This is a genomic window from Streptomyces sp. NPDC048191 (genome assembly GCF_040652655.1).
Lineage (GTDB): Bacteria > Actinomycetota > Actinomycetes > Streptomycetales > Streptomycetaceae > Streptomyces.
Genome location: NZ_JBEZMO010000010.1, coordinates 115,444 through 139,388 on the forward strand (window position 1 = coordinate 115,444; position 23,945 = coordinate 139,388).

The 23,945-nt window shown below is 68.8% G+C and carries 15 protein-coding genes and 2 pseudogenes; 12 read left to right on the forward strand and 5 right to left on the reverse strand.

What is annotated here, in order from left to right; translation table 11 throughout:
• Window positions 1–54 precede the first annotated feature (54 nt).
• A complete protein-coding gene (locus tag AB0D93_RS18760) occupies window positions 55–945 on the forward strand; it encodes a helix-turn-helix transcriptional regulator (protein WP_362120581.1) in 891 nt (296 codons plus the stop codon).
• Between the two features lie 52 nt (window positions 946–997).
• On the opposite strand, the gene AB0D93_RS18765 is transcribed toward AB0D93_RS18760, so the two are convergent.
• Complete coding sequence (locus AB0D93_RS18765; RefSeq protein WP_362120583.1) at window positions 998–2,449, reverse strand: MFS transporter; 1,452 nt, start codon at window positions 2,447–2,449, stop codon at window positions 998–1,000.
• Between the two features lie 117 nt (window positions 2,450–2,566).
• Between AB0D93_RS18765 and dusB the strand changes: the two genes are divergently transcribed.
• Entirely contained in the window at window positions 2,567–3,754 is a 1,188-nt protein-coding gene (gene dusB / locus AB0D93_RS18770) for a tRNA dihydrouridine synthase DusB (RefSeq protein WP_362120585.1), read from the forward strand.
• Here dusB and AB0D93_RS18775 read toward each other — a convergent pair whose 3' ends face one another.
• From AB0D93_RS18775 to AB0D93_RS18785, 3 genes are all read right to left on the reverse strand, one after another.
• The gene (locus AB0D93_RS18775) at window positions 3,755–5,323 is read right to left on the reverse strand and encodes a CDP-alcohol phosphatidyltransferase (protein ID WP_362120836.1); all 1,569 of its coding nucleotides are present in this window, start codon (window positions 5,321–5,323) and stop codon (window positions 3,755–3,757) included.
• 348 nt (window positions 5,324–5,671) lie between these two features.
• Entirely contained in the window at window positions 5,672–7,609 is a 1,938-nt protein-coding gene (locus AB0D93_RS18780) for a glycogen debranching N-terminal domain-containing protein (RefSeq protein WP_362120587.1), read from the reverse strand.
• Window positions 7,606–9,144: a hypothetical protein gene (locus AB0D93_RS18785; RefSeq protein ID WP_362120589.1), complete on the reverse strand. Its 1,539-nt coding sequence runs from the start codon at window positions 9,142–9,144 to the stop codon at window positions 7,606–7,608. The genes AB0D93_RS18780 and AB0D93_RS18785 overlap by 4 nt, the downstream gene beginning before the upstream one ends.
• A 131-nt stretch (window positions 9,145–9,275) precedes the next feature.
• Here AB0D93_RS18785 and AB0D93_RS18790 point away from each other — a divergent pair, with 131 nt between their 5' ends.
• Together AB0D93_RS18790 and ppdK are read left to right on the forward strand one after the other, a co-directional pair.
• Complete coding sequence (locus AB0D93_RS18790) at window positions 9,276–10,496, forward strand: ROK family protein (RefSeq protein WP_362120591.1); 1,221 nt, start codon at window positions 9,276–9,278, stop codon at window positions 10,494–10,496.
• A gap of 422 nt (window positions 10,497–10,918) precedes the next feature.
• The gene (gene ppdK / locus AB0D93_RS18795) at window positions 10,919–13,639 is read left to right on the forward strand and encodes a pyruvate, phosphate dikinase (RefSeq protein ID WP_362120593.1); all 2,721 of its coding nucleotides are present in this window, start codon (window positions 10,919–10,921) and stop codon (window positions 13,637–13,639) included.
• A 1,221-nt stretch (window positions 13,640–14,860) separates the two neighbouring features.
• Here ppdK and AB0D93_RS18800 read toward each other — a convergent pair.
• A complete protein-coding gene (locus tag AB0D93_RS18800; RefSeq protein ID WP_362120595.1) occupies window positions 14,861–16,204 on the reverse strand; it encodes a beta-propeller fold lactonase family protein in 1,344 nt (447 codons plus the stop codon).
• 692 nt (window positions 16,205–16,896) lie between these two features.
• Here AB0D93_RS18800 and AB0D93_RS18805 point away from each other — a divergent pair.
• The 8 genes and pseudogenes from AB0D93_RS18805 to AB0D93_RS18840 all read left to right on the forward strand — a co-directional run.
• Window positions 16,897–17,085, forward strand: a complete 189-nt coding sequence (locus AB0D93_RS18805) for a helix-turn-helix domain-containing protein (RefSeq protein ID WP_362120597.1) — start codon at window positions 16,897–16,899, stop codon at window positions 17,083–17,085.
• Window positions 17,082–17,210: a hypothetical protein gene (locus AB0D93_RS18810; protein WP_362120599.1), complete on the forward strand. Its 129-nt coding sequence runs from the start codon at window positions 17,082–17,084 to the stop codon at window positions 17,208–17,210. The genes AB0D93_RS18805 and AB0D93_RS18810 overlap by 4 nt, the downstream gene beginning before the upstream one ends.
• 60 nt (window positions 17,211–17,270) lie before the next feature.
• The gene (locus tag AB0D93_RS18815) at window positions 17,271–17,510 is read left to right on the forward strand and encodes a hypothetical protein (protein ID WP_362120839.1); all 240 of its coding nucleotides are present in this window, start codon (window positions 17,271–17,273) and stop codon (window positions 17,508–17,510) included.
• A 265-nt stretch (window positions 17,511–17,775) separates the two neighbouring features.
• The gene (locus AB0D93_RS18820; protein ID WP_362120601.1) at window positions 17,776–18,150 is read left to right on the forward strand and encodes a tyrosine-type recombinase/integrase; all 375 of its coding nucleotides are present in this window, start codon (window positions 17,776–17,778) and stop codon (window positions 18,148–18,150) included.
• A 391-nt stretch (window positions 18,151–18,541) separates the two neighbouring features.
• Complete coding sequence (locus AB0D93_RS18825) at window positions 18,542–19,180, forward strand: hypothetical protein (RefSeq protein WP_362120603.1); 639 nt, start codon at window positions 18,542–18,544, stop codon at window positions 19,178–19,180.
• 372 nt (window positions 19,181–19,552) lie between these two features.
• Window positions 19,553–19,796: pseudogene (locus AB0D93_RS18830) on the forward strand (transposase); the annotation flags it as partial.
• A 134-nt stretch (window positions 19,797–19,930) separates the two neighbouring features.
• The gene (locus tag AB0D93_RS18835) at window positions 19,931–23,515 is read left to right on the forward strand and encodes a hypothetical protein (RefSeq protein WP_362120605.1); all 3,585 of its coding nucleotides are present in this window, start codon (window positions 19,931–19,933) and stop codon (window positions 23,513–23,515) included.
• Window positions 23,516–23,582: 67 nt separating this feature from the next.
• Window positions 23,583–23,711 (forward strand): annotated as a pseudogene (locus AB0D93_RS18840) (transposase); the annotation flags it as partial.
• Window positions 23,712–23,945: the final 234 nt, after the last annotated feature.

Sequence of the window (23,945 nt, forward strand, 5' to 3'; positions counted from 1 at the left end):
CCTGGTAGAAGAACTACCTGGCAACAGGATGACGGAGACGGCACCCTGGGAGACATGACCACCACGGCCCAGGAGACCGCCCCGCAGCCGACGCGCCGGGGCTCGGCGATCCGGCGAAACGAGCTGGCCGCGTTCCTGCGCAGCCGCCGTGAGCGCATCAGCCCCGAGCAGGTCGGCCTGCCGCGCGGGACCCGGCGCCGTACGCCCGGACTGCGCCGCGAGGAGGTCGCGCAGCTCTCCGCGGTCGGCGTCACCTGGTACACCTGGCTCGAACAGGCCCGTGACATCCAGGTCTCCGTGCAGGTCCTGGACGCCCTGGCCCGCACCCTGATGCTGGACGCTAGCGAGCGCGCCCACCTCTTCCAGCTGGCCGGCGCCACGGATCCGACGCCCGCCGCGAGCTGCCCGAGCGTCACCCCGGCCCTGCGCGAGATGCTGCGCCAGCTGGAGCCGATCCCGGCGTGCATCCAGAACAGCCGGTACGACATCCTCGCCTACAACCGCACCTACGGCCGCCTCCTGACCGACCTGGACGCGCTGCCGCCGGAGGACCGCAACTGCATGCTCCTCGTGCACACCAACAAGGAGTGGCAGGCGTCGGTCGTGCACCTGGAGGAGAGCCAGCGCCTGATGGCCGCCCGCCTGCGCGCCTCGCTCGCCGGCCACCTCGGCGAGCCGGCGTGGAAGATGCTCCTGAAGCGCCTCGAGTCGGAGTCGCCCACGTTCCGCGAGAACTGGGAGCGCTACGAGGTGGTCGGCAACCGCTCCAAGACCAAGGAGTTCCTCAACGCCCACGTCGGCCACCTCAGACTGGAGCACACCGACCTCTGGCTGGGCCCCGAACTGGGCGCCCGCATGGTGACGTACACCCCGGTCGACGAGGAGAGCCGGGAGCGGCTGGAGAGGCTGTACGCCATCGCCCGCGAGGCCACGGCCAGGGCCTGAGGCGCTTCACCGGGCGCGGTGTCCGGGCCCGGGCCTCGGTGCCGTCACCGCGCTAGCCGCGCTCCGACGCTCCCACGGCCTGCCGTACCTCCGGTGACTGCAGGGACTCGGCCGTGCGTTCCGCGGTGCGGTGGGCCCAGCGGCCGCTGGTGAGCAGGCCCAGGGCGAGGACGACCAGGCCGCAGGCGGTGAGGATCCACCAGCCGGGGCGGGCCGCGGAGACGAAGGTGTCCCGGTAGGCGGTGGAGTGGATGCCGGAGGCCAGGACCGCGCCGACCACCGCGACGCCGAGCGTCTGGCCCAGTTGCCGGCTCGTGGAGGCGACCGCGGCGGCCACCCCGGCCTGGGCGCGCGGCATGCCGGAGACGGCCGTGTTGGTGATCGGCGCGTTCACGAAGCCGAAGCCGATGCCGAAGAGGACGTACCCGAGGAACAGGGTGGTGTTCGACGTCTCCGCCTCGAAGGCCGCGAAGAGGACGCCGCTCGCGGTCATCGCCGTGCCCGCCACCAGGAGCGGGACGCGCGGGCCCCGGCTGCCCACCAGGCGGCCGGAGAGCGGGGCGCACAGGAAGGTCGGCGCGGCCATCGGCAGCATCCACAGGCCGGCGTGCAGGGCGTTGAGTCCGCGGACGTTCTGCAGGTAGAGCGTGGACAGGAAGAGGAAGCCGCCCAGTGCCGCGAACGCGCTGATCGCGATCACCGTGGCCCCGCTGAACGGAGCCGAGCGGAAGAAGCGCAGGTCGATGAGGGGCTCGGCGCGGCGGGGCTCGTACCGGAGCAGGGCCAGGAGGGCCACGAGGGCGATCGCCGCGAACGGCGTCACCGTGGCCGCGCCCGAGTCCGGCGCCTCGATGATCGCGTACGTCAGCGAGCCGAACAGGGCGATCACCAGGAGCTGGCCGACCGGGTCGGGGCGGCGGGCCTTGGGGGCGCGGGACTCGGGGACGAAGCGGAGGGTGAGCAGGAGGGCCACGAGGCCGACCGGCAGGTTGATCCAGAAGATCGAGCGCCAGCTCACCGACTGGACGAGCAGACCGCCCACCAGCGGGCCCGCCGCCATGGATATGCCGACGACCGCGCCCCACACACCGATCGCGCGGGCCCGCTCGCGGGCGTCGGTGAAGGTGTTGGTGATGATCGACATGGCGACCGGGTTGAGCATCGAGCCGCCGATCGCCTGCACCATGCGGAACACCACCAGCAGGGACAGGTTCGGTGCGAGCGAGCACAGCAGCGAGCCGACGGAGAAGACCACCAGGCCGGTGATGAAGACCCTCTTGCGGCCGATCCGGTCGGCCGTCGAGCCGGCGAGCATCAGCAGCGAGGCGAGTACCAGTGTGTAGGCGTCGATCGTCCACTGCAGGCCGGAGGTGGTGGCGTGCAGATCGCGCTGCATGGACGGCAGCGCCACGTTCAGCACGGTGTTGTCCAGGCTCACGATCAGCAGGCTCATACAGCAGATCGCGAGCACGAGCAGACGGCGGCGGGGGCTCAACTCGGGCATGGTTCCATCGTAAACGAATTTCAATAGTGCGTCTAACTAATTACTGGTACACGATACGGAGGTGGTGTTGTCCACAGGCCGGGGAAGTCACCGCTCCCCGTACAGGACAATGGAGCAATGTCCACGCTCGAGTCCCCCCTGCAGATCGGTCCTCACCCGGTTCGGCCGCCCGTCGTGCTCGCACCCATGGCGGGCATCACCAACGCGCCGTTCCGCACCCTGTGCAGGCACTTCGCCGGAGGCGGAGCCCTCGCCGGAGGCGAGGCGAAGGAGGGAGCCTCCGGCGGCAAGGGCCTGTTCGTCAGCGAGATGATCACCACCCGGGCGCTGGTCGAGCGCAACGAGAAGACCATGCAGCTGATCAGGTTCGACGCGAGCGAGCGGCCCCGTTCGATCCAGCTGTACGGCGTCGACCCGGCGACCGTCGGCAAGGCCGTCCGCATGATCGCGGAGGAGGACCTGGCCGACCACATCGACCTGAACTTCGGCTGCCCGGTCCCGAAGGTGACCCGGAAGGGCGGCGGCTCGGCCCTGCCGTACAAGCGGAACCTGCTGCGGGCGATCCTGCGTGAGGCGGTCAGCGGCGCCGGTGACCTCCCGGTCACGATGAAGATGCGCAAGGGCATCGACGACGACCACATCACCTACCTCGACGCCGGCCGCATCGCCGTCGAGGAGGGCGTCACGGCGATCGCCCTGCACGGCCGCACGGCCGCCCAGCACTACGGCGGCACCGCCGACTGGGACGCCATCGCCCGCCTGAAGGAACACGTCCCGGAGATCCCCGTGCTCGGCAACGGCGACATCTGGTCGGCCGAGGACGCGCTGCGGATGGTGCGGGAGACGGGCTGCGACGGGGTCGTGGTCGGGCGCGGCTGCCTGGGGCGGCCGTGGCTGTTCGCGGACCTGGTCGCCGCCTTCGAGGGGCGGACCGGTGATTTCCAGCGGCCGGCGCTGCGTGAGGTGGCCGACGTCATGGTGCGGCACGCGACCCTGCTCGGCGAGTGGATCGGGGACGAGTCCAAGGGAGTGATCGACTTCCGCAAGCACGTCGCCTGGTACCTGAAGGGCTTCGCGGTCGGCTCCGAGATGCGTAAGCGGCTCGCGATCACGTCGTCGCTCCAGGAGCTGCGGGCCGGGCTGGACGAGCTGGACCTCGACCAGCCCTGGCCGGCCGGCGCGGACGGGCCCCGCGGCCGTACGTCCGGCAACAACCGGGTGGTGCTGCCGGACGGCTGGCTGAAGGACCCCTACGACTGCGCGGGCGTGAGCGAGGACGCGGAGCTGGACACCTCCGGAGGCTGATCAGCCCTTCTTCGGGTGCGGCGTCGAGCCGTACGCCGTCAGGAAGCGGTCCCGGAACGCGCTCATCTTCCACACCGGGGCGTTGTGGGCGGGGCGCAGGCCGTCCGTCCACCCCCACCCGGAGATCTTGTCGAGGACCTTCGGGTCCTTGGCGACGATCGAGATCGGCACGTCACGGCTGGCGTGGTTGCCGCTGACCCGGGCGATCGGCTGGTGGTCGCCCAGGAAGACCAGGACGGTGTCCTTGCTGCCGTAGCGCGTGAGCCACTGGGTCAGCGCGGTCACCGAGTACTGGATCGACTTGCCGTACTCCTGGCGGGACTTGGTCGTGTCGGCGATGACGTCGGCCGGCTTGTTGCCCGCCGCCTGGATGCCCTTGAAGACGGAGCCGTCGCCCAGCTGGTCCCAGCCGACCATCTTCGGGATCGGCGCCCAGGGCTGATGGCTGGAGGTGAGGATCAGCAGCGACATCCGCGCCTTGCCGTCGGCGGGCCTCTTGCTGTGCACCCGGTCCTGGTACTGCTGGAGCGCGTACTGGTCCGGCATGGTCGACCAGCTGAACTTCGGTCCCTTGTAGCCCAGTTGGAAGGCGTTGTAGACCTTGTCGAGGCCGTACCACTTCTGTTCCGGCCACCCCTTCTGCACGCCCGGCATGACACCGACCGTGTCGAAGGCGCCGGTCTTCTTGAACGCGTCGGTCAGGCTCATGTGGTCGCTGGCCATGACCGTGCGGTAGCGCTGCTGGTTGCTGATCCACAGACCCGACATGGTGGTGGAGTGGCCGAGCCAGCTGCTGCCGCCGTAGGTCGCCGAGGTCAGCCAGCCGCTCTTGGCGTGGAAGCCGGCCTTGGCCAGGGCCTTGGTCCGGGCGTCGAGCGTGCTGTCGACGCCGGGCGCCATGATCGGGTCCTCGACCGCGCTGCGGCCGTAGCTCTCGATGAACGTGAAGATCATGTCCTTGCCGCGCAGATCCGGGACCAGCTGGCTGCCCGGGGTGTCACCGAAGGCGTCGACCCTGGCGACCTTCCGGAACTCCGCCTCGTCCTTGAGGGTGGCCGAGATCAGGTGGGCCTGGGCCTTCAGCGCGGTCGCGGTGTTGTCGGAGGCGAGGGGTACACCGAACGCCTGCAGGCCGAGGGAGGAGCAGGTGATCCAGACGACGCCGGCGACCAGGGTGCCCCGGGTCGCGACGCCGGTGTGCCGGGCGAGCAGATTGCTCAGCCGGACCATGGACAGCGCCAGCAGCACGAACAGGAGCAGGACGGCGGTGATCACACCGGCCACGGCGGCAAGGGTCTCCGTGCGGCCGAGGGAGTCCTCCAGATACGACTCCGCGTCGCCGAACAGACTCCAGTCGAGAACGACGTTGAAGCCGCGGCCGAGGTACTGCTTGAAGCCCATGTCGAGCGCGTTCAGCACGGTCATCGCGCCCAGCGCGACTCCGGACACGGCCGCCAGCACCACCCGGGGCCGGCGCGGCAGGGCGATCATCACGGCCGCCCCGATCACGGCCTCCGCCGGTATGCGGATGAATTCCGAGGGTCCCAGCCGGACGACGGTGTTCGGCATCACGAGCGCTGCGACGACGAGGGCGGCGGCGAGGACGGTGACGGAGACCGACAGCACCTGGGCGGCCGTCGGATGCTCCTCCCGCCATCGCCGCACCCACGCCGAGCAGGCCGTCCAGGGGCGCGGGAAGGGGCGGCGTGGGCCGGGTAGGGAGGCGGCCGGCTGCTCCGGCTCCGCCTCCTCGGCTTCTGCTGCGGCTGATTCGCGCGTGCTCATGTCCTGGGACACCCGGCGTCCTTCCCTGCGAGACCCGATCTGCCGTCCCGTACGGCGACTTCACGGCCCCTGTTCACAACACCGGGCAAACACCTGGCAAACGTCGCCCCCGCCTACCTCCCGGCAACGGCGCTACACACCCCCGACCGCCGTCAGCAGAGCGAGCGGCGCCGCGGCCGACCGCGACTCCCGCACACACGCGTGCGGATACGGCACCGGCTCCGGATGCGTGTCCCGCCCGTACCCCGCCAGCACCTCCGGCAGCCGGTGACCCGCCACCGCCGCCGCGTCGACCAGCCCGTGCGCCACCGCACGGGCCTCGTCGTGCAGTCCGTACCGCGCCAGACCCAATGTGATCAGGGCGTTGTCATGGGGCCAGACGGACCCACGGTGATAGGACAGCGGATGGTACGCCGCCTGTCCCGAGGCCAGCGTCCGCACACCCCACCCGGAGAAGAAGTCCGGCTCCAGCAGCCGCCGGCCCACCACCTCGCCGTACTCCTTGTCCAGCAGCCCCGACCACAGCAGATGCCCCGCGTCGGAGGCCAGCGCGTCGATCTGGCGGCCCTCCCCGTCCAGCGCGAGCGCGGGGAAGGAGTGCTCCTCCATCCAGAAGTCCCGCTGGAAACGGTCCCGGAGATCGGCGGCGGCCTGTTCCAGCAGCGCCCCGTACGTCTCGTCGCCCCACGCCGTGCGCGCCAGCCACGCCGTGCGGCGCAGCGCGTCGTACGCGTACCCCTGCGCGCCCGCCGCCATCACGGCGCCGCTGGGCCGGGTGCCGTCGGCGCAGCAGATCGCGCCGGGGGAGTCCTTCCAGTTCTGGTTGGCGAGGCCGCCCTCGTCGGCGCGGTAGACGAGATAGCCGCGCGAGGTCAGACCGCCGTGGTCCAGCATCCAGCCGACGGCGGCACGCGCGTTCTCCTCCAGGCGCCGGGCCGGACCGGTGTCCCCGGTCTGCTCGACGTACGCGCCGAGCAGGACCAGGAACAGCGGGGTCGCGTCGACCGAGCCGTAGTACCGGGCGAACGGCACCTGCCCGAAGTGGGCCAGCTCGCCGTGGCGTACCTCGTGCACGATCTTGCCGGGCTGGGCGACCGGGAACGGGCCGGTGCCGGTCGCCTGGGTCACGGCGAGCGCGGGGAGCGTGGCGGCGGCCAGCTCCGGGCGGTACGGCAGCGCGAACAGGGAGGTGAGCAGGGCGTCCCGGCCGAGCAGGGTCAGGAACCACGGGGCGCCGCCGGACGGGACGCGCAGTTCCTCGCCGTCGGGTCCGCGCGCCGGCACCTGGAGCGCGGCCAGGTCGGCGAGGCCCCGTGCGCAGGCCGCCGCCAGTTCCGGCCAGCCGGTGGGGAAGGCCACACCCTCCACGAACTCACCCTCCAGCGCGAGGAGTTGCTCGTGCACGGACGCCGGGTCGCGGGGCACGCGCAGGGCGCGCATCTCGCCGTGCGGGCGGGCGATCACCCGGAGCACCAGCTCGGCCGTGCCGTGCGGGGCCAGGTCGAGGGCCCACACCAGGCGGCGGGCGCCGGTGCCGGTCTCCTCCACGGCGTCGGGGGCGGGCTCGGCGGTGATGGTCGTACAGGACCGCCATTCGGCGCGCCGGTAGCTGAACTCGATGCCGTCGTCCAGGACTTCGCGGGAGCGTACGGCGCCGGCCTTGGCGTAGGTGCGGTGGTCGGAGCGGAGTTCGAACTGGTCGGTGAAGTCGGCGTCGACGGTGATGGCGAGCCGGATCGTGGTCGGCACCGGGCGGTTGCTGGTCACCCGGAGGGACTCGACGAACGAGCTGTCCGCGACGGCCTGCCGGCGGAAGAGGGTGTGCGCCGGCGGCTCCTGCCGGCCGCCGCGCGGGACCAGCACGCAGCTTGCCGTGTCGTCGTCGGTGACCGGGGTGAGCACCTCGGGCACGGCGCCGTCGACGGTGAGCTGCCAGCGGCTGAGATGCCGGGCGTCCCGTACGAACAACCCGTCCGGGGAGCCGCTGCCCCGGACCCCGCTGATGTCGCCCCGGTCGCCCACGGCGGCGAACGTCGCCCCGTGCACGAGCAGATGATGCCGGTCCGTCATCCCCGGTCGCCTCCTTCTTCACTTCTGTCGAACGTGCCGGTGGCCGCCTCGGTCACGCCCTCGCGGGCGCCCTTGAGAAGGTCTTTGTGCAGCTCGTGGTGCAGGTCGAGGGCGAGCGCGGCGGTCCAGCCGAAGCCGGTGGCGCCGCAGGCCTCGCCGCTGTACGGGTCGACGTACTCCGCGAAACCGGTGGCTTCGGCGAGGTGCAGCACGGCCGCGCGCAGCGCGTCGGCCCGCTCCCGCTCGCCGTGCACGCGCAGCCCCCGCTCCAGCAGCCAGCTCGTGTTGAACCAGGCCGGTCCGCGCCAGTACCGATGCGGATCGAAGGCCTCACCGAGGAGGTCGTAACTGGGTACGAGCCGACTGCGCCCACCGAACCCGAAGTGCGGCCCGCACAAGGTACGGACGACGGCGTCGACCACGTCACGCGGCAACCCCGGAAGAATGAGCGGCACCAGCCCGGAAACACCCCGCTCGGGGATCAGCCCGGAGCCGCCCGGCTCGTGGCTCGGCCCCGACGCACCCCGCTCGTGGGTCGGCCCCGACACGCCCCGCCCGTGGGTCCGTTCGTCACCTCCTCCGCGCAGGTCCCGGCACAGGAACAGGCCGGCCGTCGGGTCCCACAGGCGCTCCACCAGGGTCGCCGTCAGTCGTTCGGCGCGGTCGTGACGGGCGGTGCCGGATGCGCCCAGTTCCCCGGCGATTCGGGCCAGCGCGTGCTCGGAGGCGATGAGGAGGGCGTTGAAGGACGGGTCCTCGACGGCGAACTCCCGGTCCTGGTCGGCGTATCCGGCATCCCGGTAGTCGGCGGCCAGCCGCACGTACCGCCCGTAGTCCAGATCCGTCGGCCGGTCCTCGGGCGCGCCGTGGGCGAGGTCGGCGCGGCGGAAGGAGCGGGCCGGGGCCGGGCTGATCCGGGCCAGCGGGGCGTCCCAGCAGGGGCTGTTGTCCATGCCCTGCTCCCAGGGGTGGACCACGGACACCAGCCCGGCGCCGCCCAGGTCCCGGCGGTGCAGCAGATAGCGGTGCCAGGCGGCGAGCCGCGGGTACGTCCGGGCCAGGAAGCCGCGGGCGCGCGACAGCCCGGGGTCGGCGCGGTGCACCAGCCAGGCCGCGAGCGCGTGGACCGGTGGCTGCACGATCCCCGAGGTCTGTACGGTGCGCGGGGCGCCCGCCGCGCGACCGGCGGTGGAGGAGCGCCAGAAGTCGGGGCTGGGGAAGTAGGCGTCGAGGGGGACGGAGGGGTTGAAGACGATGTGCGGGACGCGCCCGTCGGCCCACTGGGCGGCCAGCAGCGTCTCCAGCTCGGTCTGGGCCCGCAACGGCGAGATGTGCCGCAGGCCGATCGCGATGAACGCCGAGTCCCAGGACCACTGGTGCGGATACAGGCTCCGGGAGGGGACCGTCGAGCCGCCCGTCCAGTTCGCGTCGAGCACCTGGGCCGCTCTGACGTGCAGGGACGTGCCCGAGGACGGAGGATCGTATGCGATCTCGCACGGCGCGGGACGGACGGTGAGCTGCGTGCTGTGATCCACTCGGGGCTCCCCGAAGACGAAGGCACCCGGCCTGACCGACCAGGTTTGGTGGTAACCGTCGTAGAGTTACGTCTATTTAACACGCAAAACTCAATATGTAATGCAGGCTTGGGAAGCACAAGGGGGTGCGCATGACCGAACATCCGGGAAGGGCTGTCAGAGCCGGCGGTCAGGCCGGCGCCGGAGAGCTGCTCGAACTGGTGCGCAGCGGACGGGCCGTGACGCGCGGCGCGCTCCAGCAGGCGACCGGACTGTCCCGCGCGACCGTCGGCCAGCGCCTGGACCGGCTGTTCCGGGCGGGCTGGCTGCGCGAGGGCGCCGGCGGCCCGGTCGACTCGCCGCTCGGCGGCCGCCCCTCCATCACCCTGGAGTTCGACGACGCCCACGCGGTCGTCCTCGCCGCCGACCTGGACACCCGGCACGCCCGCGCGGCCGTCCTGTCGCTGACCGGCGAGATCCTCGCCGAGCACTCGGGCGCCCTGGTCGTCGAGGACGGACCGGAGGCCGTGCTCGGCGAACTCGGCGACTGGTTCCACCGGTTGCTGGAGAAGGCCGGGCGCCCGGCGGCGGACGTCTGCGGCATGGGCCTCGCCGTGCCCGGCCCGGTGGACACCGGTACCGGCCGGGTGGTGCAGCCGCCGATGATGCCCGGCTGGGACGGCTACGACACGACGGGCCGCCTCTCCCGCGCCTTCACCGAACGCACCGGCGCCCCCGCCGTCCCCGTCCTGGTCGACAACGACGCGAACCTCATGGCCTACGGCGAACAGCGCGCCGGGCACCCCGGCTGCGCGGCCTTCGTCCTGGTCAAGGTGTCCACGGGCATCGGCGCCGGGGTGGTCCTGGACGGCGCGATCTACCGGGGGATCGACGGCGGCGCGGGCGACATCGGGCACATCCGGGTCGGCGCGGACGCGCTGTGCCGCTGCGGCTCGTACGGCTGTCTCGCGGCCGTCGCGAGCGGGGGCGCCGTGGCCCGGCGGCTGGCGGAGAGCGGGGTGCCGGCCGCCTCCGGCTCGGACGTGCGGGACCTGCTGGCCGCCGGGCATCCGCAGGCGGCGGCGCTGGCCCGGGAGGCGGGCCGCCGGGTCGGGGACGTCCTGGCCACGGTCGTCACCCTCCTCAACCCCGGCGTACTGATGATCGCGGGCGATCTGGCCGGAACGCCCTTCGTCACCGGCGTACGCGAGCTGCTGTACCAGCGGGCGCTGCCGCGCTCCACGGCCCACCTGGACGTCGTGACCTCCCGGCTGGGGGAGCGGGCGGCGCTCATCGGAGCGGGGGCGCTGGTGGTGGAACACCTCTACGGACCGGAGCGGGCGGAGGAGCGGCTGCGGGCGCTGGGTGTCTGAGGTGACTGTGTGACGTGGGTGTTTCCGGGTACCGGGAAGCGGTCCGCATGGTGAAATCCGGCGGGCTGTGACAGCGTGATTCTCGCCACCCTTGATAAGGGTTGCGCTCAGATGAGCGGATCATGGGCGACTGCACTTCTCCAAGGGGTGGCACTGGGTGCCACCCCTTGATCGTTCATCGATCGAAATCAGACGTGCAGGATCTCTGCTCATCTGAGCGGAAAACCCGCCTCTGGGGAGGTGTTGCATTCAAGAAGTGAACACATCTGGGCGCGTCTGCTTGCCAAGCTTTGACTTTCGATCCGCTGGCGGACGCCTGGTTACAGGCGCATGACGCACAAGTGGACGTACCCATGCGCCTTCGATCTGGGTATGTTCCTCGCCGTCAGGGCAGCCACCGTGGCCTCAAGGAGTCGAGACCCGTGTCGGAAAACAAAGAACCCCACGTAGTGAAGTTCGTCTACGACTTCACCGAGGGCAACAAGGACCTCAAGGACCTCCTCGGCGGCAAGGGCGCCAACCTCGCCGAGATGACCAACCTCGGTCTGCCGGTCCCTCCCGGCTTCACCATCACCACCGAGGCCTGCAAGGTCTACCTGGACAGCGGCGAGGAGCCCGCGGCACTGCGTGACGAGGTGAGTGCGCACCTCGACGCCCTCGAGTCGCGCATGGGCAAGAAGCTCGGCCAGGCCGACAACCCCCTCCTGGTCTCCGTCCGCTCGGGCGCCAAGTTCTCCATGCCGGGCATGATGGACACGGTCCTGAACATCGGCCTCTCCGACAAGTCGGTGCAGGGCCTGGCCAAGCAGGCCGGCGACGACCGCTTCGCCTGGGACTCCTACCGCCGCCTGATCCAGATGTTCGGCAAGACCGTCCTCGGCGTCGACGGCGACCTCTTCGAGGAGGCCCTCGACAAGGCCAAGGAGGCCAAGGAGGTCGCGGTCGACACCGACCTGGAGGCCGCCGACCTGAAGAAGCTGGTCACCACCTTCAAGAAGATCGTCAAGAAGGAGGCCGGCCGGGACTTCCCGCAGGACCCGCGCGAGCAGATGGACCTCGCCATCAAGGCGGTCTTCGACTCGTGGAACGGCGACCGCGCGAAGCTCTACCGCCGCCAGGAGCGCATCCCGCACGACCTCGGTACGGCCGTCAACGTCTGTTCGATGGTCTTCGGCAACCTGGGCCCGGACTCCGGCACCGGCGTCGCCTTCACCCGTGACCCCGCCTCGGGCCACCAGGGCGTCTACGGCGACTACCTGCAGAACGCGCAGGGCGAGGACGTGGTCGCGGGCATCCGCAACACCGTCCCGCTGGCGGAGCTGGAGTCGATCGACAAGAAGTCGTACGACCAGCTGATGCAGATCATGGAGACGCTGGAGAACCACTACAAGGACCTCTGCGACATCGAGTTCACGATCGAGCGCGGTCAGCTGTGGATGCTGCAGACCCGCGTGGGCAAGCGCACCGCGGGCGCCGCCTTCCGTATCGCGACCCAGCTGGTCGACCAGGGTCTGATCGACGAGACCGAGGCGCTCCAGCGCGTCACCGGCGCCCAGCTCGCGCAGCTGATGTTCCCGCGCTTCGACGAGCACGCGAAGGTCGACAAGGTCGCGCGCGGCATCGCCGCGTCTCCCGGCGCCGCGGTGGGCAGGGCGGTCTTCGACTCCTACACGGCCGTCAAGTGGTCCCGCTCCGGCGAGAAGGTCATCCTGGTCCGCCGGGAGACCAACCCCGACGACCTGGACGGCATGATCGCGGCGGAGGGCATCCTGACCAGCCGCGGTGGCAAGACCTCCCACGCCGCCGTGGTCGCCCGGGGCATGGGCAAGACCTGCGTCTGCGGCGCGGAGGAGCTGGAGGTCGACACCAAGCGCCGCCGGATGACGGTCCCCGGCGGCCACGTGGTGGAGGAGGGCGACCTGATCTCCATCGACGGTTCGAGCGGCAAGGTCTACCTCGGCGAGGTCCCGGTCGTCCCGTCCCCGGTGGTGGAGTACTTCGAGGGCCGGATGCACCCCGGCGCCGACGACGCCGACGAGCTGGTCGAGGCGGTCCACCGCATGATGGCCTTCGCCGACCGCAAGCGCCGGCTGCGCGTGCGCGCCAACGCCGACAACGCCGAGGACGCGCTGCGGGCCCGCCGCTTCGGCGCCCAGGGCATCGGTCTGTGCCGCACGGAGCACATGTTCCTCGGCGACCGCCGTGAGCTGGTCGAGCGCCTGATCCTGGCGGACACGCAGGCGGAGCGCGAGGAGTCCCTGAAGGCCCTGCTGCCCCTGCAGAAGAAGGACTTCGTGGAGCTCTTCGAGGCGATGGACGGCCTCCCGGTCACGATCCGCCTCCTCGACCCCCCGCTGCACGAGTTCCTGCCGGACATCACGGAACTCTCGGTCCGTGTGGCCCTGGCCGAGTCCCGCCAGGAGCCGCACGAGAACGACCTCCGCCTGCTCCAGGCGGTGCACCGGCTGCACGAGCAGAACCCGATGCTGGGCCTGCGCGGCGTGCGCCTCGGCCTGGTCATCCCCGGTCTGTTCACCATGCAGGTCCGCGCGATCGCCGAGGCCGCGGCCGAGCGCAAGTCCTCGAAGGGCGACCCGCGCGCGGAGATCATGATCCCGCTCGTCGGTACGGTCCAGGAGCTGGAGATCGTCCGCGAGGAGGCCGACAAGGTCGTCGCGGAGGTCGAGGCGGCGACGGGCACGCAGCTCAAGCTGGCCATCGGCACGATGATCGAGCTGCCGCGCGCCGCCCTGACCGCCGGCCAGATCGCCGAAGCGGCGCAGTTCTTCAGCTTCGGCACGAACGACCTGACGCAGACGGTGTGGGGCTTCAGCCGGGACGATGTGGAGGCTTCCTTCTTCACGGCGTACCTGGAGAAGGGCATCTTCGGCGTGTCCCCCTTCGAGACGATCGACAAGGACGGCGTCGGCTCCCTGGTGCGGTCGGCGGCGGAGGCGGGCCGGCGTACCCGCCCCGACCTCAAGCTCGGCGTCTGCGGCGAGCACGGCGGTGACCCCGAGTCCGTCCACTTCTTCCACGAGGTCGGCCTGGACTACGTCTCCTGCTCCCCCTTCCGTATCCCGGTCGCCCGCCTGGAAGCGGGGCGTGCGGCGACGAACTCGGCGGGCAGCGACCACCGCTAGGCCCTCGCGGGCCACTTGACCCCGGAGCCGCCGCTGGTCCCCGACCCTCACCGATCGGCGGCGGCTCCGGCGCACGAAGAGGAGAGGCGGCACCCTGTGCGGGGGTGCCGCCTCTCTGTGCATCATCTGCGGTGACTGTCAAGCTAAGTCGCTGGCCAGGCAAAACGCCGTTTGTTGGCGTTGGTTGCCGTCGGGCCGGTCCGAAGCCGTTGTGCCCGCGTTGTGCCCTCCAGATGCGGCTAGCTCTGCCGACGCGGTAGCCCCGGCGGTGGCGGTGCGGCCATCTGCTGCCCCGTAGTGATGCCACACGTGTCTCGCCGCGTTCCGCGTACCGGTCTCGCTCACCGCGGCAGGAGTACCGCTGAGGTGTCGGCGTTGATCATCATTGAGCGCCCTTCTACGGCCCCAGGACGGCCCGGTAGGGCGCTCTTGCGTGAGCACCGCTTCAGGAGTTCGGTCCGACCGCCTGTCCACCCGTGCTGCGCGGGGCGGCCGTGGCCGTGTCAGACCGCACCGCGCCGCCGCTCTCCGCTGTCGTTGATATCAGCCATGGATGTCACCTCACACCGGCTGGGGTCACTTGCGACGCTTGCGTGTCTTCGCCTTGCGTGCGGCTTCCTTGCGCTTCTCGATGGTGTACGACGACCACTCGCCACGGTGCAGGTTGCATCGCGACGCACTGACCATCGCCAGCCGCCGGCACCGAGTGCCCTTCTCCGTGAGCGCTCCACACCTGGACTGCGTACGAGCCACGTCTCCCACCCCCGGTCTCGACGTCGTGCGGACCAGTGCAGGATTGCCAGGTACATGTCCTCTGTGGAAGGCGCACTGCTCCGCGCAGTGGTGCACGGCGGCCCAAGGAGGTTGCTCGGGGGCGCAGACTTTCCAAGTCTGTTGGTAGGGGGGAGGGACGCGGCCGTCGTTCACCTGCGTTCATGGGCGAAGGGCCGGGCTGTTCGCTGGCGATGGACCCGTCTGTAGGGCGGTGAACGTAGCTGAATGAGACGAAAACTGAGACGGCCTGGCACGGGGCCAGACCGTCTCTACCAGGCGCGACCTTCTGGTTCGTGGCTCTACACAGATCGGTCAACGAGGGTCATAGAGGCCGCCATCCCGTCCGTCAGAGTGGCCGTTGCTCATAGTCGGTTGCTGAGGTTGCTGTACAGCAGCGGCGGTGACCACCCGCATCAGGGTCCGCTGGCTCTGCCGGCCAAGGTTTGGTCAGGACTTGTCATCCCCGTAGCCGTGCGGCGGCGGCGACGCCACGCCGCGCGTGATGGTGGTGACGTCAGTAGCGGTGTGGGTGGCAGTGTCGCCGCCTCCGGTGACCGTGACGGTGTTTGTCACTTGGGAGGGAGTGAAGCCCACCACGCGGACGGTGAGTGAGATGGGCGGGTAGCTGTCCCCGGCACGGAGGGCGTTGCTGCGGGTACAAGTCAGGGTCGACAGGGTGCACTGCCATCCGGAGCCGGTGATGCTGCGGGCGATGAGTCGTCTCGGAAGGGTGTCGTGGACGGTCACCCTGGTGCCGTTGGTCGGTCCAGGCCCATTGTTGCCGACGGTGATGGTGTAGGTGCCCAACCTTCCTACGGCGAAGTTCCCGGTGTGGTGCTTGGTGATGGTCAAGGAGGGCTTGCTGACCGGGGTGATCGCCACACCCAGCGGGGTTGTGCCGACGGGGACGGTGGCGACGACGGTGTTGCTGGAGGTGTTGATCACCGACACGTTGTTCGAGTTTTGGTTGGTGACGTAGGCGCGTGTGCCGGCGGGGGTGATCGCCACACCAACCGGGAAGCTGCCGACGGGGACGGTGGCCACGACCGTATTGCTGGCGGTGTCGATCACCGAGACGTTGTTCGAGCCCTGGTTGGTGACGTAGGCGCGTGTGCCGTTCGGGGTGATCGCCACACCAGCCGGACCGCCGCCGACGGGGACGGTGGCCACGACGGTGTTGCTGGCGGTGTCGATCACCGACACATTGTTCGAGAGGACGTTGGTGACGTAGGCGCGTGTGCCGTTCGGGGTGATCGCCACACCCTGCGGGTTCGTGCCGACGGGGACGGTGGCCGTGACCGTGTTGGTGGCGGTGTCGATCACCGACACATTGTTCGAGAGGATGTTGGTGACGTAGGCGCGTGTGCCGTCCCGGTTGATCGCCACACCGAACGGGTCGTTGCCGACGGGGACGGTGGTTGCGACCGTATTGCTGACGGTGTTGATCACCGAGACGTTGTTCGTGGCCTCGTTGGTGACGTAGGCGAAAAGGCCGTTCGGGGTGATCGCCACACCGGCCGGGGCGCCGCCGACGGGGACGGTGGCCACGACGGTGTTGCTGGCGGTGTTGATCACCGACACATTGCGCGAGAGGAAGTTGGGGACGTAGGCGCGTGTGCCGTCCGGGGTGATCGCCACACCGAACGGGTTTGTGCCGACGGGGACGGTGGCCGTGACCGTGTTGGTGGCGGTGTCGATCACCGACACATTGTTCGAGCGGATGTTGGCGACGTAGGCGTTCGGGCCTGGCGCGGCCCAGGCCGGCGATGAAGCCAGGGCCGGCAAGGCCACTCCCGCCAGCATGGCCAGCCCGGCCACGCAGGCCCGCAGCCACGCCCATGACCATGACCATGGTCGCTGTCGAAGCTGGCCTTTCCTGTGCCCCGGGGCATAGTCGGACCCAGTCTGCTTGCTCTTTCCTCTGAACACCGGCACCTCCGCCTCACGAACCGGAGCAGCCTTCGCCAGGCACGCCGCTAGCGCCGTCTGACGGACCGCAGATCACTCACTGTGATCGCGAGAGAGCTTAGTGATGATGAGGTTTTTGTGCCGCTATGACGCGTTTCTTCAAATTCATCCGATTAACAGGCACTTGGGGGCGCGTCTCCGGTGCGGGGCGTAGACAGGAGCGCAGGCTTGGCCGGGGGCCGGGCCGCGCGCGGGGAGCGGAGCGAGCCGCCTTGACGAGGTAGAGAAGGTCCCATCAAGCCAACGGGTCGGCGGAGTGTCTTGTCTCGGTTGATGCTTGACGTTGTGGCTTCACCTGATGCTTGCCCCCACCCTGTGACACGCCCCGAACCGCCCGCGTCACCGCATAGCAGCAGGTCAGAGCCGCAAATGACGTGCCTGACGCAATGACGCAGAAATCCGCACGTAGGACACACGCAGCCCACCGCCCCGAAATCAACGTGCTTCCGGCGCTCGCTCATGAAGCCAGATTCGGGGCGATGACTGGGCGTACTCGTTCGCCACCGAAGGACGTCATGAAGAAGTACCTGACGACCGCCGAAGTCGCCGGGCGCTACCGCACGTCCCCCTCAACCGTCCGCTACTGGCGCTACGCCGGAACCGGCCCGCAGTGCTTCATCAGGCGCGGGCGGCATGTTCTTTACGACGCCGAAGCGCTCGACAAGTACGACGCCGAAGAGATCGGAGGCCGATGCGCAGCATGACTCGAAACGGCGACGAACCCCACCACTCACGCGCCGCCAAGGTGAAGGCTGAACTCGACGGCGGCACGTTCGTGAACCGCGAGCTCGGCAAGCAGAAGTTCAAGGCTGTCGCTGAGCGCTGGTAGGAGACGGCCGTACATCGCGAGCGGACCGAGACAAACGTCGAGCGGGCCCTATGGCTGCACATCTACCCGGCGTTCGGTAACCGGCAGATCGGCAGCATCCAGCGGGCAGACGGCCAGAAGTGGATTAAAGATCGGTCCGCGGTCATCGCCCCGTCGACGTTCGCGACGCCCTGGAACGTCTGCACCAGCATCCTGAAGATAGCCCATCAAAAGAGCATCATCCCGAAGTACCCATGGGAGGGCCTCAAGCCGCCCGAGTGTTCTATCCGGAGATTCACCCGCTCGACCCGGAGGCGGTGAGGGCGCTGATTGTCACCGCGTCCCCGCGATATCGGGCGCTGGTGCGGCAGGCGGCTTCCACGGGACTCCGCCAGGGCGAGCTGTTCGGCCTGGAAGACGAGGAGCCGGCCAGGACGGTCACGGTCAAGCAGCAGCTGATCGGCCCGGACAAGGGCGTGCCGTACCTGGGTGAGCCGAAGACCAAGCAGAGCTACAGGGCGGTTCCCAGGGGCAGTCTGTTGTCGACGAGATCAAGCGGTACCGGAAGGATTTCCCGCCCAAGGTCGTGTACATCGAGGATCGGACAAACCCGCGTAAGCCCGTGTGGCGCCCTGCTCGGCTGCTGTACACGAGCGAGACGGGCGGGGCGATCCGGCGCGGTAGCTGGGCGAAGGTGTGGGCCCGCAACATCAAGCGGGCGAACGCCTACCTGGCGAAGTCCGGCAGCAAGGTACGCGTCCCCGAGGGCACTACGCTTCACGATCTGCGCCACTTCTACGCCTCCGTGCTGATCAAGAACGGGGCGACGCCGAAGCAGGTTCAGATGCGCCTCGGTCACGCTAAGCCATCGATCACGCTGAACGTCTACACGCATCTGTGGGAGACGGAGGCGGATCGGACGGCCGACATGATGGAAGCCGTCCTGAGCGATGTGCCCTGAGAGTGCCCTGAGGGCATGAGAAACGGCTGACTTCCCAGGCAGGGAAGTCAGCCGTGCACCCTGTGCGGGGGTGCCGCCTCTCTGTGCACGGCGCGACAGCCGGGGCGCCGGCCTGCCATGGCCGGACGGGGAAACAGAAACGGCCTGCCGGACAAACCGACGGGCCGCCATGTCAATGTGAGGGGATTACTTTATCGCCTGGTCTCCAGAGGCGCCATCGGCGCTGAGCCACGTATCGCAGACATGTGAGCGTCTGGCCTAAAACCGCAGGTCGAACCGTTATTCCAGGCAGTTCGCACGGGAAGTGTGATCACGCTGGATGCGGCTCAACGCTTGCATCCTCGAACCCATCGGACAGTTCCCTCGGCTATGCGAGGAGAGAGGACGCAAGATGCTCCCCAAGCGCAAGGTGATGCGCAACTGGCGCCCGGACGAGGACACTCCCTCGCGGCGTGCCCGACTGAATGCGAGGGCGGCGGCCCTGATCATGCTCGGCAGCGGGGTGGTAGGTCTCTCGGCAGCGCCCATGGCGCACGCCGCAGGTCATGATTCGCTCAGGACCTTCCGCTCGAACAGTGCTCTGACCGCCTCCGGGCATGGTGCGCACGCCGACGCCGACGAAGCTGCCGACGACCTGCCGGACCTCAAGGATGACGCCGACGCGGCTGCCGATGAGCGGGCGGACCTCAAGGAGGACGCCGACGAAGCCACCGCTGAACAAGCGGAGTTCAAGGACGACGCCGACGCCGACGAGACCGCCACTGACCAGGCGGACTTCAAGGACGACGCCGACGCCGACGAGACCGCCACTGACCAGGCGGACTTCAAGGACGACACCGACGCCGACGAAACCGCCACTGACCAGGCGGACTTCAAAGACGACGCCGACGAACTGATGGACTACGTCGACGACGACGGGCTGCGGGTCACCGTCATCGTGAACAACAACAACAACAATGCCGCCGGAAACAACAACAACAACAATAACAATGTCGGCGGCCGCACGAACAACAACAACAATAACAACTGATTTCAGGGTCCGGGCGGATGGGAAATCCATCCGCCCGGACCGTGAATTCCCTTCAGTAACGCGGCATGTACGGCCGTGCCGGACTCCGCACGCCTGACCGACGCGACACCCTGCGCGGGGGTGGCGCCTCTCTGTGCCGGCCGTACTGCGCCCACAGAATTCGACAGAGTCGCAGCCCTGACGGCCCCGGATCGCGTCCCGTGAAGGGGTGTAGCCGGGCGGGGTCCCGGAACGCGCGGGTGTCTGCCCAGGGCGTGCATCCGCTGGCGGTGCATGCTCCCTGAACAAGGGCAGGCCATCGCGCAAGTCTCCCTGGTGAACGGGCAGTTCGACCGGAGGAGCACGCGATGGGCCTTGTGCCGGTCTGAGCAGATGCGGCTGCTTGAGTCACTACGTCGGGCCGACGGAGTTGAAGCAATGAGGGTCGCGTGCGAGCGCATCCTGCAAGAGCTGATCGAGGCCGAGGCCACCGAGGTGATCGGTGCCGCGCCCCGCGAGCACTCCGAGACGCGCGGACAGCGGGATCTCCAGGTCCGAGGTCTCCCGCATCTGCGGTGAGCTGGACGAGGAACTGACCGCATTCAAAGAGCGGCCGCTGAACCACACCGTCTTCCCCTAGTGCCCCAGGCAGGTGGCTCGAACGCGAACCGTCCTGTTACAGCGAGTTTCCAATTGGATGCACATGGTAATCCGCGGGTCTGTTCTCCCGCGCCCTAGGTCAGTTGATGCGTTCGAAGCCTTAGGAGAGTCATGGCGACAGGGAATGATCAGGGCGTGAGGCACCAGAATCATCTGCCTCCGTTTGAGCAGCGGAACCGGGAACTGGAGTGGAGAGCTCGCTGGTTCACCGCGACACGATCAGACGACCTGGTGGCGCTCGCGGAGGCACGGGACGCGTCGTTCGCCCACAAGCTGCGTCTTGTTGAAGCGTACGGACGGGAGTCCGGGGCGATCGCTGGGTACGACCCAGCAGGGAGCGGTTCACCGTGGTATCCCCTGGGCCCGCGGAACGTCAACGGACGGGTCAAGGCGCTTGCCGTGCACCCGACGGACCCGGAGACGGTGTATGCCGGCGCGGCCAGCGGCGGTGTGTGGAAGAGCATCGATGGGGGCCAGACGTGGGATCCGCTGTGGGACATGCAAGAGTCGCTCGCGATTGGGGCGATCGGTATCGCTGCGAGCAATCCGGACATCCTCTATGTCGGCACGGGGGAGTACACGCCAGGCTATGGGGCGAGCTACGCCGGTGCGGGCGTGTACGTCTCCGCGGACGGCGGTGCGACGTGGAGTCGTCGGGCTGCGGTGAGATCGCGTTTCATCGGCAAGCTCGTTGTGGACCCCGGCGATAGTCAGCGTTTGTGGGTGACCGGGAACGCCGGACTGGAACGTTCCGAGGACGGCGGTCAGAACTGGACGACCTTGCGGACCGGCACAGTGACGGACATCGCGCTGGATCCCGCGAACCCAGGCACGTTGTTCATCGCGGTCGCCAACAGCGGCTTCTACAAGAGCACGGACAGGGGAACCACCTTCACGCTGTTGCCCGGATCGCCGACCGGTACGGGTGTGGTGTGGCCACAGCTCGCGATCGGTGCCACGGGTGCTCACGGCCACGACTTCATCGTGATCAAGATGGGTGCGACGGTGCAGCAGAGCACTGATGGCGGCTCCACGTTCACGGCTGTGTCCGGCACTCATGGCGTTTTCCATCCCGGCTGGTGCGACGTCATCGCCTGCGCCCCAGACGACGAGAATGTTCTGTTCTGGGGCGGAGCCGACCTGGACCGCACTGCCGACGGCGGCGCCACCTGGAGTGGGCTGCCCGTACACGCCGACCAGCACGCCGTGGTCTTCGCACCGTCGAACTCAAACGTCGTCTATATCGCCAACGACGGGGGCGTATGGCGCTCCGACGACAAGGGAGCGACCGTCCGTAAGGTCAGTAACGGGCTGGTCATCACGCAGTTCTACAACATCAACTTCTGGCGCGGCTTGAGCAACGTGCTCGGTGGCGGTGCCCAGGACACCGCCACCAACTACACCACCAGCGGCCTGACGTGGCGCCCGGTCTGGGCAGGCGACGGCGGCTGGTTCGTGATCGATCCGACAGACCCGCGTGTGATGTACGCGGAAGCCCAGAACGCGTATCTGGTCAAGAGCACGGATGGCGGCAGCACCTGGGTTGCCAAGACGGCCGGCATCGTGGGTTCGACCCCCTTCGAAGGGGTCTTGACCATGGACCCCAACGACCACCTGCGCCTTTACTACGGAACCGACCGAGTGCTGCGCACCCTGGACGGCATGGCCACAGCATGGACTTCCTGCAGCCAGGTCCTCACCGGTGAGGTCAGCACGATCGCGGTCGCCCCGTCGGACTCCGGGCGGGTCTACGCAGGCACCGCCAGCGGCCACCTCTACCGCACCGATGACGGGGGCACGACCACCAACTGGGCGGACAAGACAGGTTCACTCCCAGCGCGAGGCATCAGCAGCATCTGGGTGGACCCGGCAAACGCAGACCACCTCGTTATCAGCCTCGTCGGTTTCGGCAGCGCAGCCGGTGCGGCACAGTCGGTTTGGGGTTCCACCAACGGAGGCTCTGCCTGGACCGACCTCTCCGGCGACCTGCCACAGGTCGTCGCAAATTCCGTCGTGGTCGACCCTGCATCGTCGAGCACGCTCTACCTCGCCACCGACACCGGGGTCTATCGCAGCACAGACAGCGGAGCGCACTGGATGCCCTTCGACAACGGCATCCCCAACGTGCCCGTCTCCGATCTAGTAATCGACTCCGCCAGCCACATCCTCTATGCCGGCACCATGGGACGCGGCGCCTTCAAACTCGACATCACCCCCGGCGTCACCAAGCCGCCCGTCGACCTCTACCTGCGCGACGACGATCTCGACACCGCCGAACGGTTCCCGACGCCCACCGGCCTGCCCGATCCGCTCTTCCCGGCACCCGCCACCGCCGACTGGTGGACAAGCCCGGACATCAAGGTCAACCACACGCCGTACTTCACACCGCCAGGTGTCTTCGACGGAGTGGACTTCGACGCCACCCTGATCCATCAGGACCCGTACCGCGGACGAACCAACCGCTTCTACATCCAGGTACACAATCGCGGCTGGCAGACGACTCAGAACGTCTCCGTGCGCGCCTTCGTCGCCGACGCCTCAGCCGGCCTCCCCAACCTGCCCAACGCCCTGACCCCGCCCGCATTCAACCTGACCAGCACCACAAACTGGCAGCCCGTCGGCGCCAGCCAGACAATCCCCGAACTGCACCCCAACCGCCCCGTCGTCCTCACCTGGGACTACCTCCTGCCAGCCGGGACCGCAACGCACAGCTGCTGCCTGGTGGTGGCCTCCTGCTCCGACGACCCGTTCACCAGCAGTGTGGTCGACATCCCCACCTTGGTGACCAGCAACAAACACGTGTCGCTGAAGAACCTCCATGTCATCGACCCAGGCCCCGAACCGCGGCCGATCCTCGTGGGGATCGACTTCCACAACGCCGGCAAACGCAGGGTGCTGGCCGATCTCCTCGTGCGGCCCGCCGGCTTCGCGAACGGCACCATCGGCCTGCTGCTGCCGCCCATCGAGCCACGAGAACTCGTCGGTGTCGTGCGCGAGCCGCTCGCGGAAGACGACAGCGTCGGCACCTGGTACAACCCCGGCTGCAACAACACGAACGGACTCGAGAGACGCTGGAAAGAAGTAGACCGCAGCAGCATCTGGCTGTTCGACTCCATGCGCGTAGCCGAGCTGCGCGGCGTCGAGATCGCAGGGAACTCCTCTCTGACCGGCATCATGGTCCTACAGGCGAAATCCGATCCTGCTGCCACCCCACGGCCACGCGTTGCCATCACGCAGTGCCAGAACGGGGAAGTCGCCGGCGGCAGCACGTTCCAGATCGGCTATGACCTCCCACTCGGCCTCACCTACCCCGCTGCTCGACGGATCCGCATCGATGCCGAACGCATCGCCTTTCTTGATGACACCGTCCGCTCGGGCACCAGCGCCCTGTGGTCGAAGATCACTGTCGACGACGACCCGGATCGCAGCTACGCACGCCTCATCTCCGACAGCCACGGGCCGAACGAACGACGGGTGTGCCTTTTCGACGGCCTCCTCATCGACGGTGCCCCGCTTACGCTGGAGGTCATCGCAGCCGACCACCCGAGCGCCGAACGCACCGAACGTCTCTACATCCAACGCTTCGACGGCGGACTGGCCAGCTGGCTCGGCGAACACAAGGGCAGGAACGGCCTGCTCCACCTGGACTACCGCATCCAGGAGATCCTGCCCACTGCCCTGTCCGACACAGATTGACCGGCTCATCGCGATCCTTGCCCGCGGGCATCGGTGCGACAGCGAAGCCACGACGGCGCTCGCGATCTGCAAGGACCGGGCCAACCACCGGATCGCCTCCCAGGCCGTGGTCATCGCCACCGGGATCTCCGCCACCGGGCACCGCGAGATCCTCGGGCTGATGGTCGGCGACAGCGAGTCGAAGCCGTTTTGGACCCGGTCCCGCAAGCGGTGACGTCGCACGGAGCGACGGTCGACCATGTGTCGGTCCCCAAGGCGGGGGCGCCGGCGGGGGCGCCGGAGTTGGATGCGTCCCGCGGCGAAAAAGTTGTGCTCTCGCTGCTGCCCGAGGCGGTCGCCGCGAGCGGTGCCCGAAGGGGGCCCTCTTTCGTAATCGACGCGCATGGTTGATCGTTGGGCCGTGCATCGATGACGAACGTCAGGGGGCACA

Bases quoted from the DNA above. Each gene is read 5' to 3' on its own strand.
- AB0D93_RS18775 (WP_362120836.1), bottom strand. From the start codon at position 5,323: ATGCCGAACACCGTCGTCCGGCTGGGACCCTCGGAATTCATCCGCATA.
- AB0D93_RS18780 (WP_362120587.1), bottom strand. From the start codon at position 7,609: ATGACGGACCGGCATCATCTGCTCGTGCACGGGGCGACGTTCGCCGCC.
- AB0D93_RS18760 (WP_362120581.1), top strand. From the start codon at position 55: ATGACCACCACGGCCCAGGAGACCGCCCCGCAGCCGACGCGCCGGGGC.
- AB0D93_RS18765 (WP_362120583.1), bottom strand. From the start codon at position 2,449: ATGCCCGAGTTGAGCCCCCGCCGCCGTCTGCTCGTGCTCGCGATCTGC.
- AB0D93_RS18835 (WP_362120605.1), top strand. From the start codon at position 19,931: ATGGCGACAGGGAATGATCAGGGCGTGAGGCACCAGAATCATCTGCCT.
- AB0D93_RS18790 (WP_362120591.1), top strand. From the start codon at position 9,276: ATGACCGAACATCCGGGAAGGGCTGTCAGAGCCGGCGGTCAGGCCGGC.
- AB0D93_RS18805 (WP_362120597.1), top strand. From the start codon at position 16,897: ATGAAGAAGTACCTGACGACCGCCGAAGTCGCCGGGCGCTACCGCACG.
- dusB (WP_362120585.1), top strand. From the start codon at position 2,567: ATGTCCACGCTCGAGTCCCCCCTGCAGATCGGTCCTCACCCGGTTCGG.
- AB0D93_RS18825 (WP_362120603.1), top strand. From the start codon at position 18,542: ATGCTCCCCAAGCGCAAGGTGATGCGCAACTGGCGCCCGGACGAGGAC.
- AB0D93_RS18810 (WP_362120599.1), top strand. From the start codon at position 17,082: ATGACTCGAAACGGCGACGAACCCCACCACTCACGCGCCGCCAAGGTG.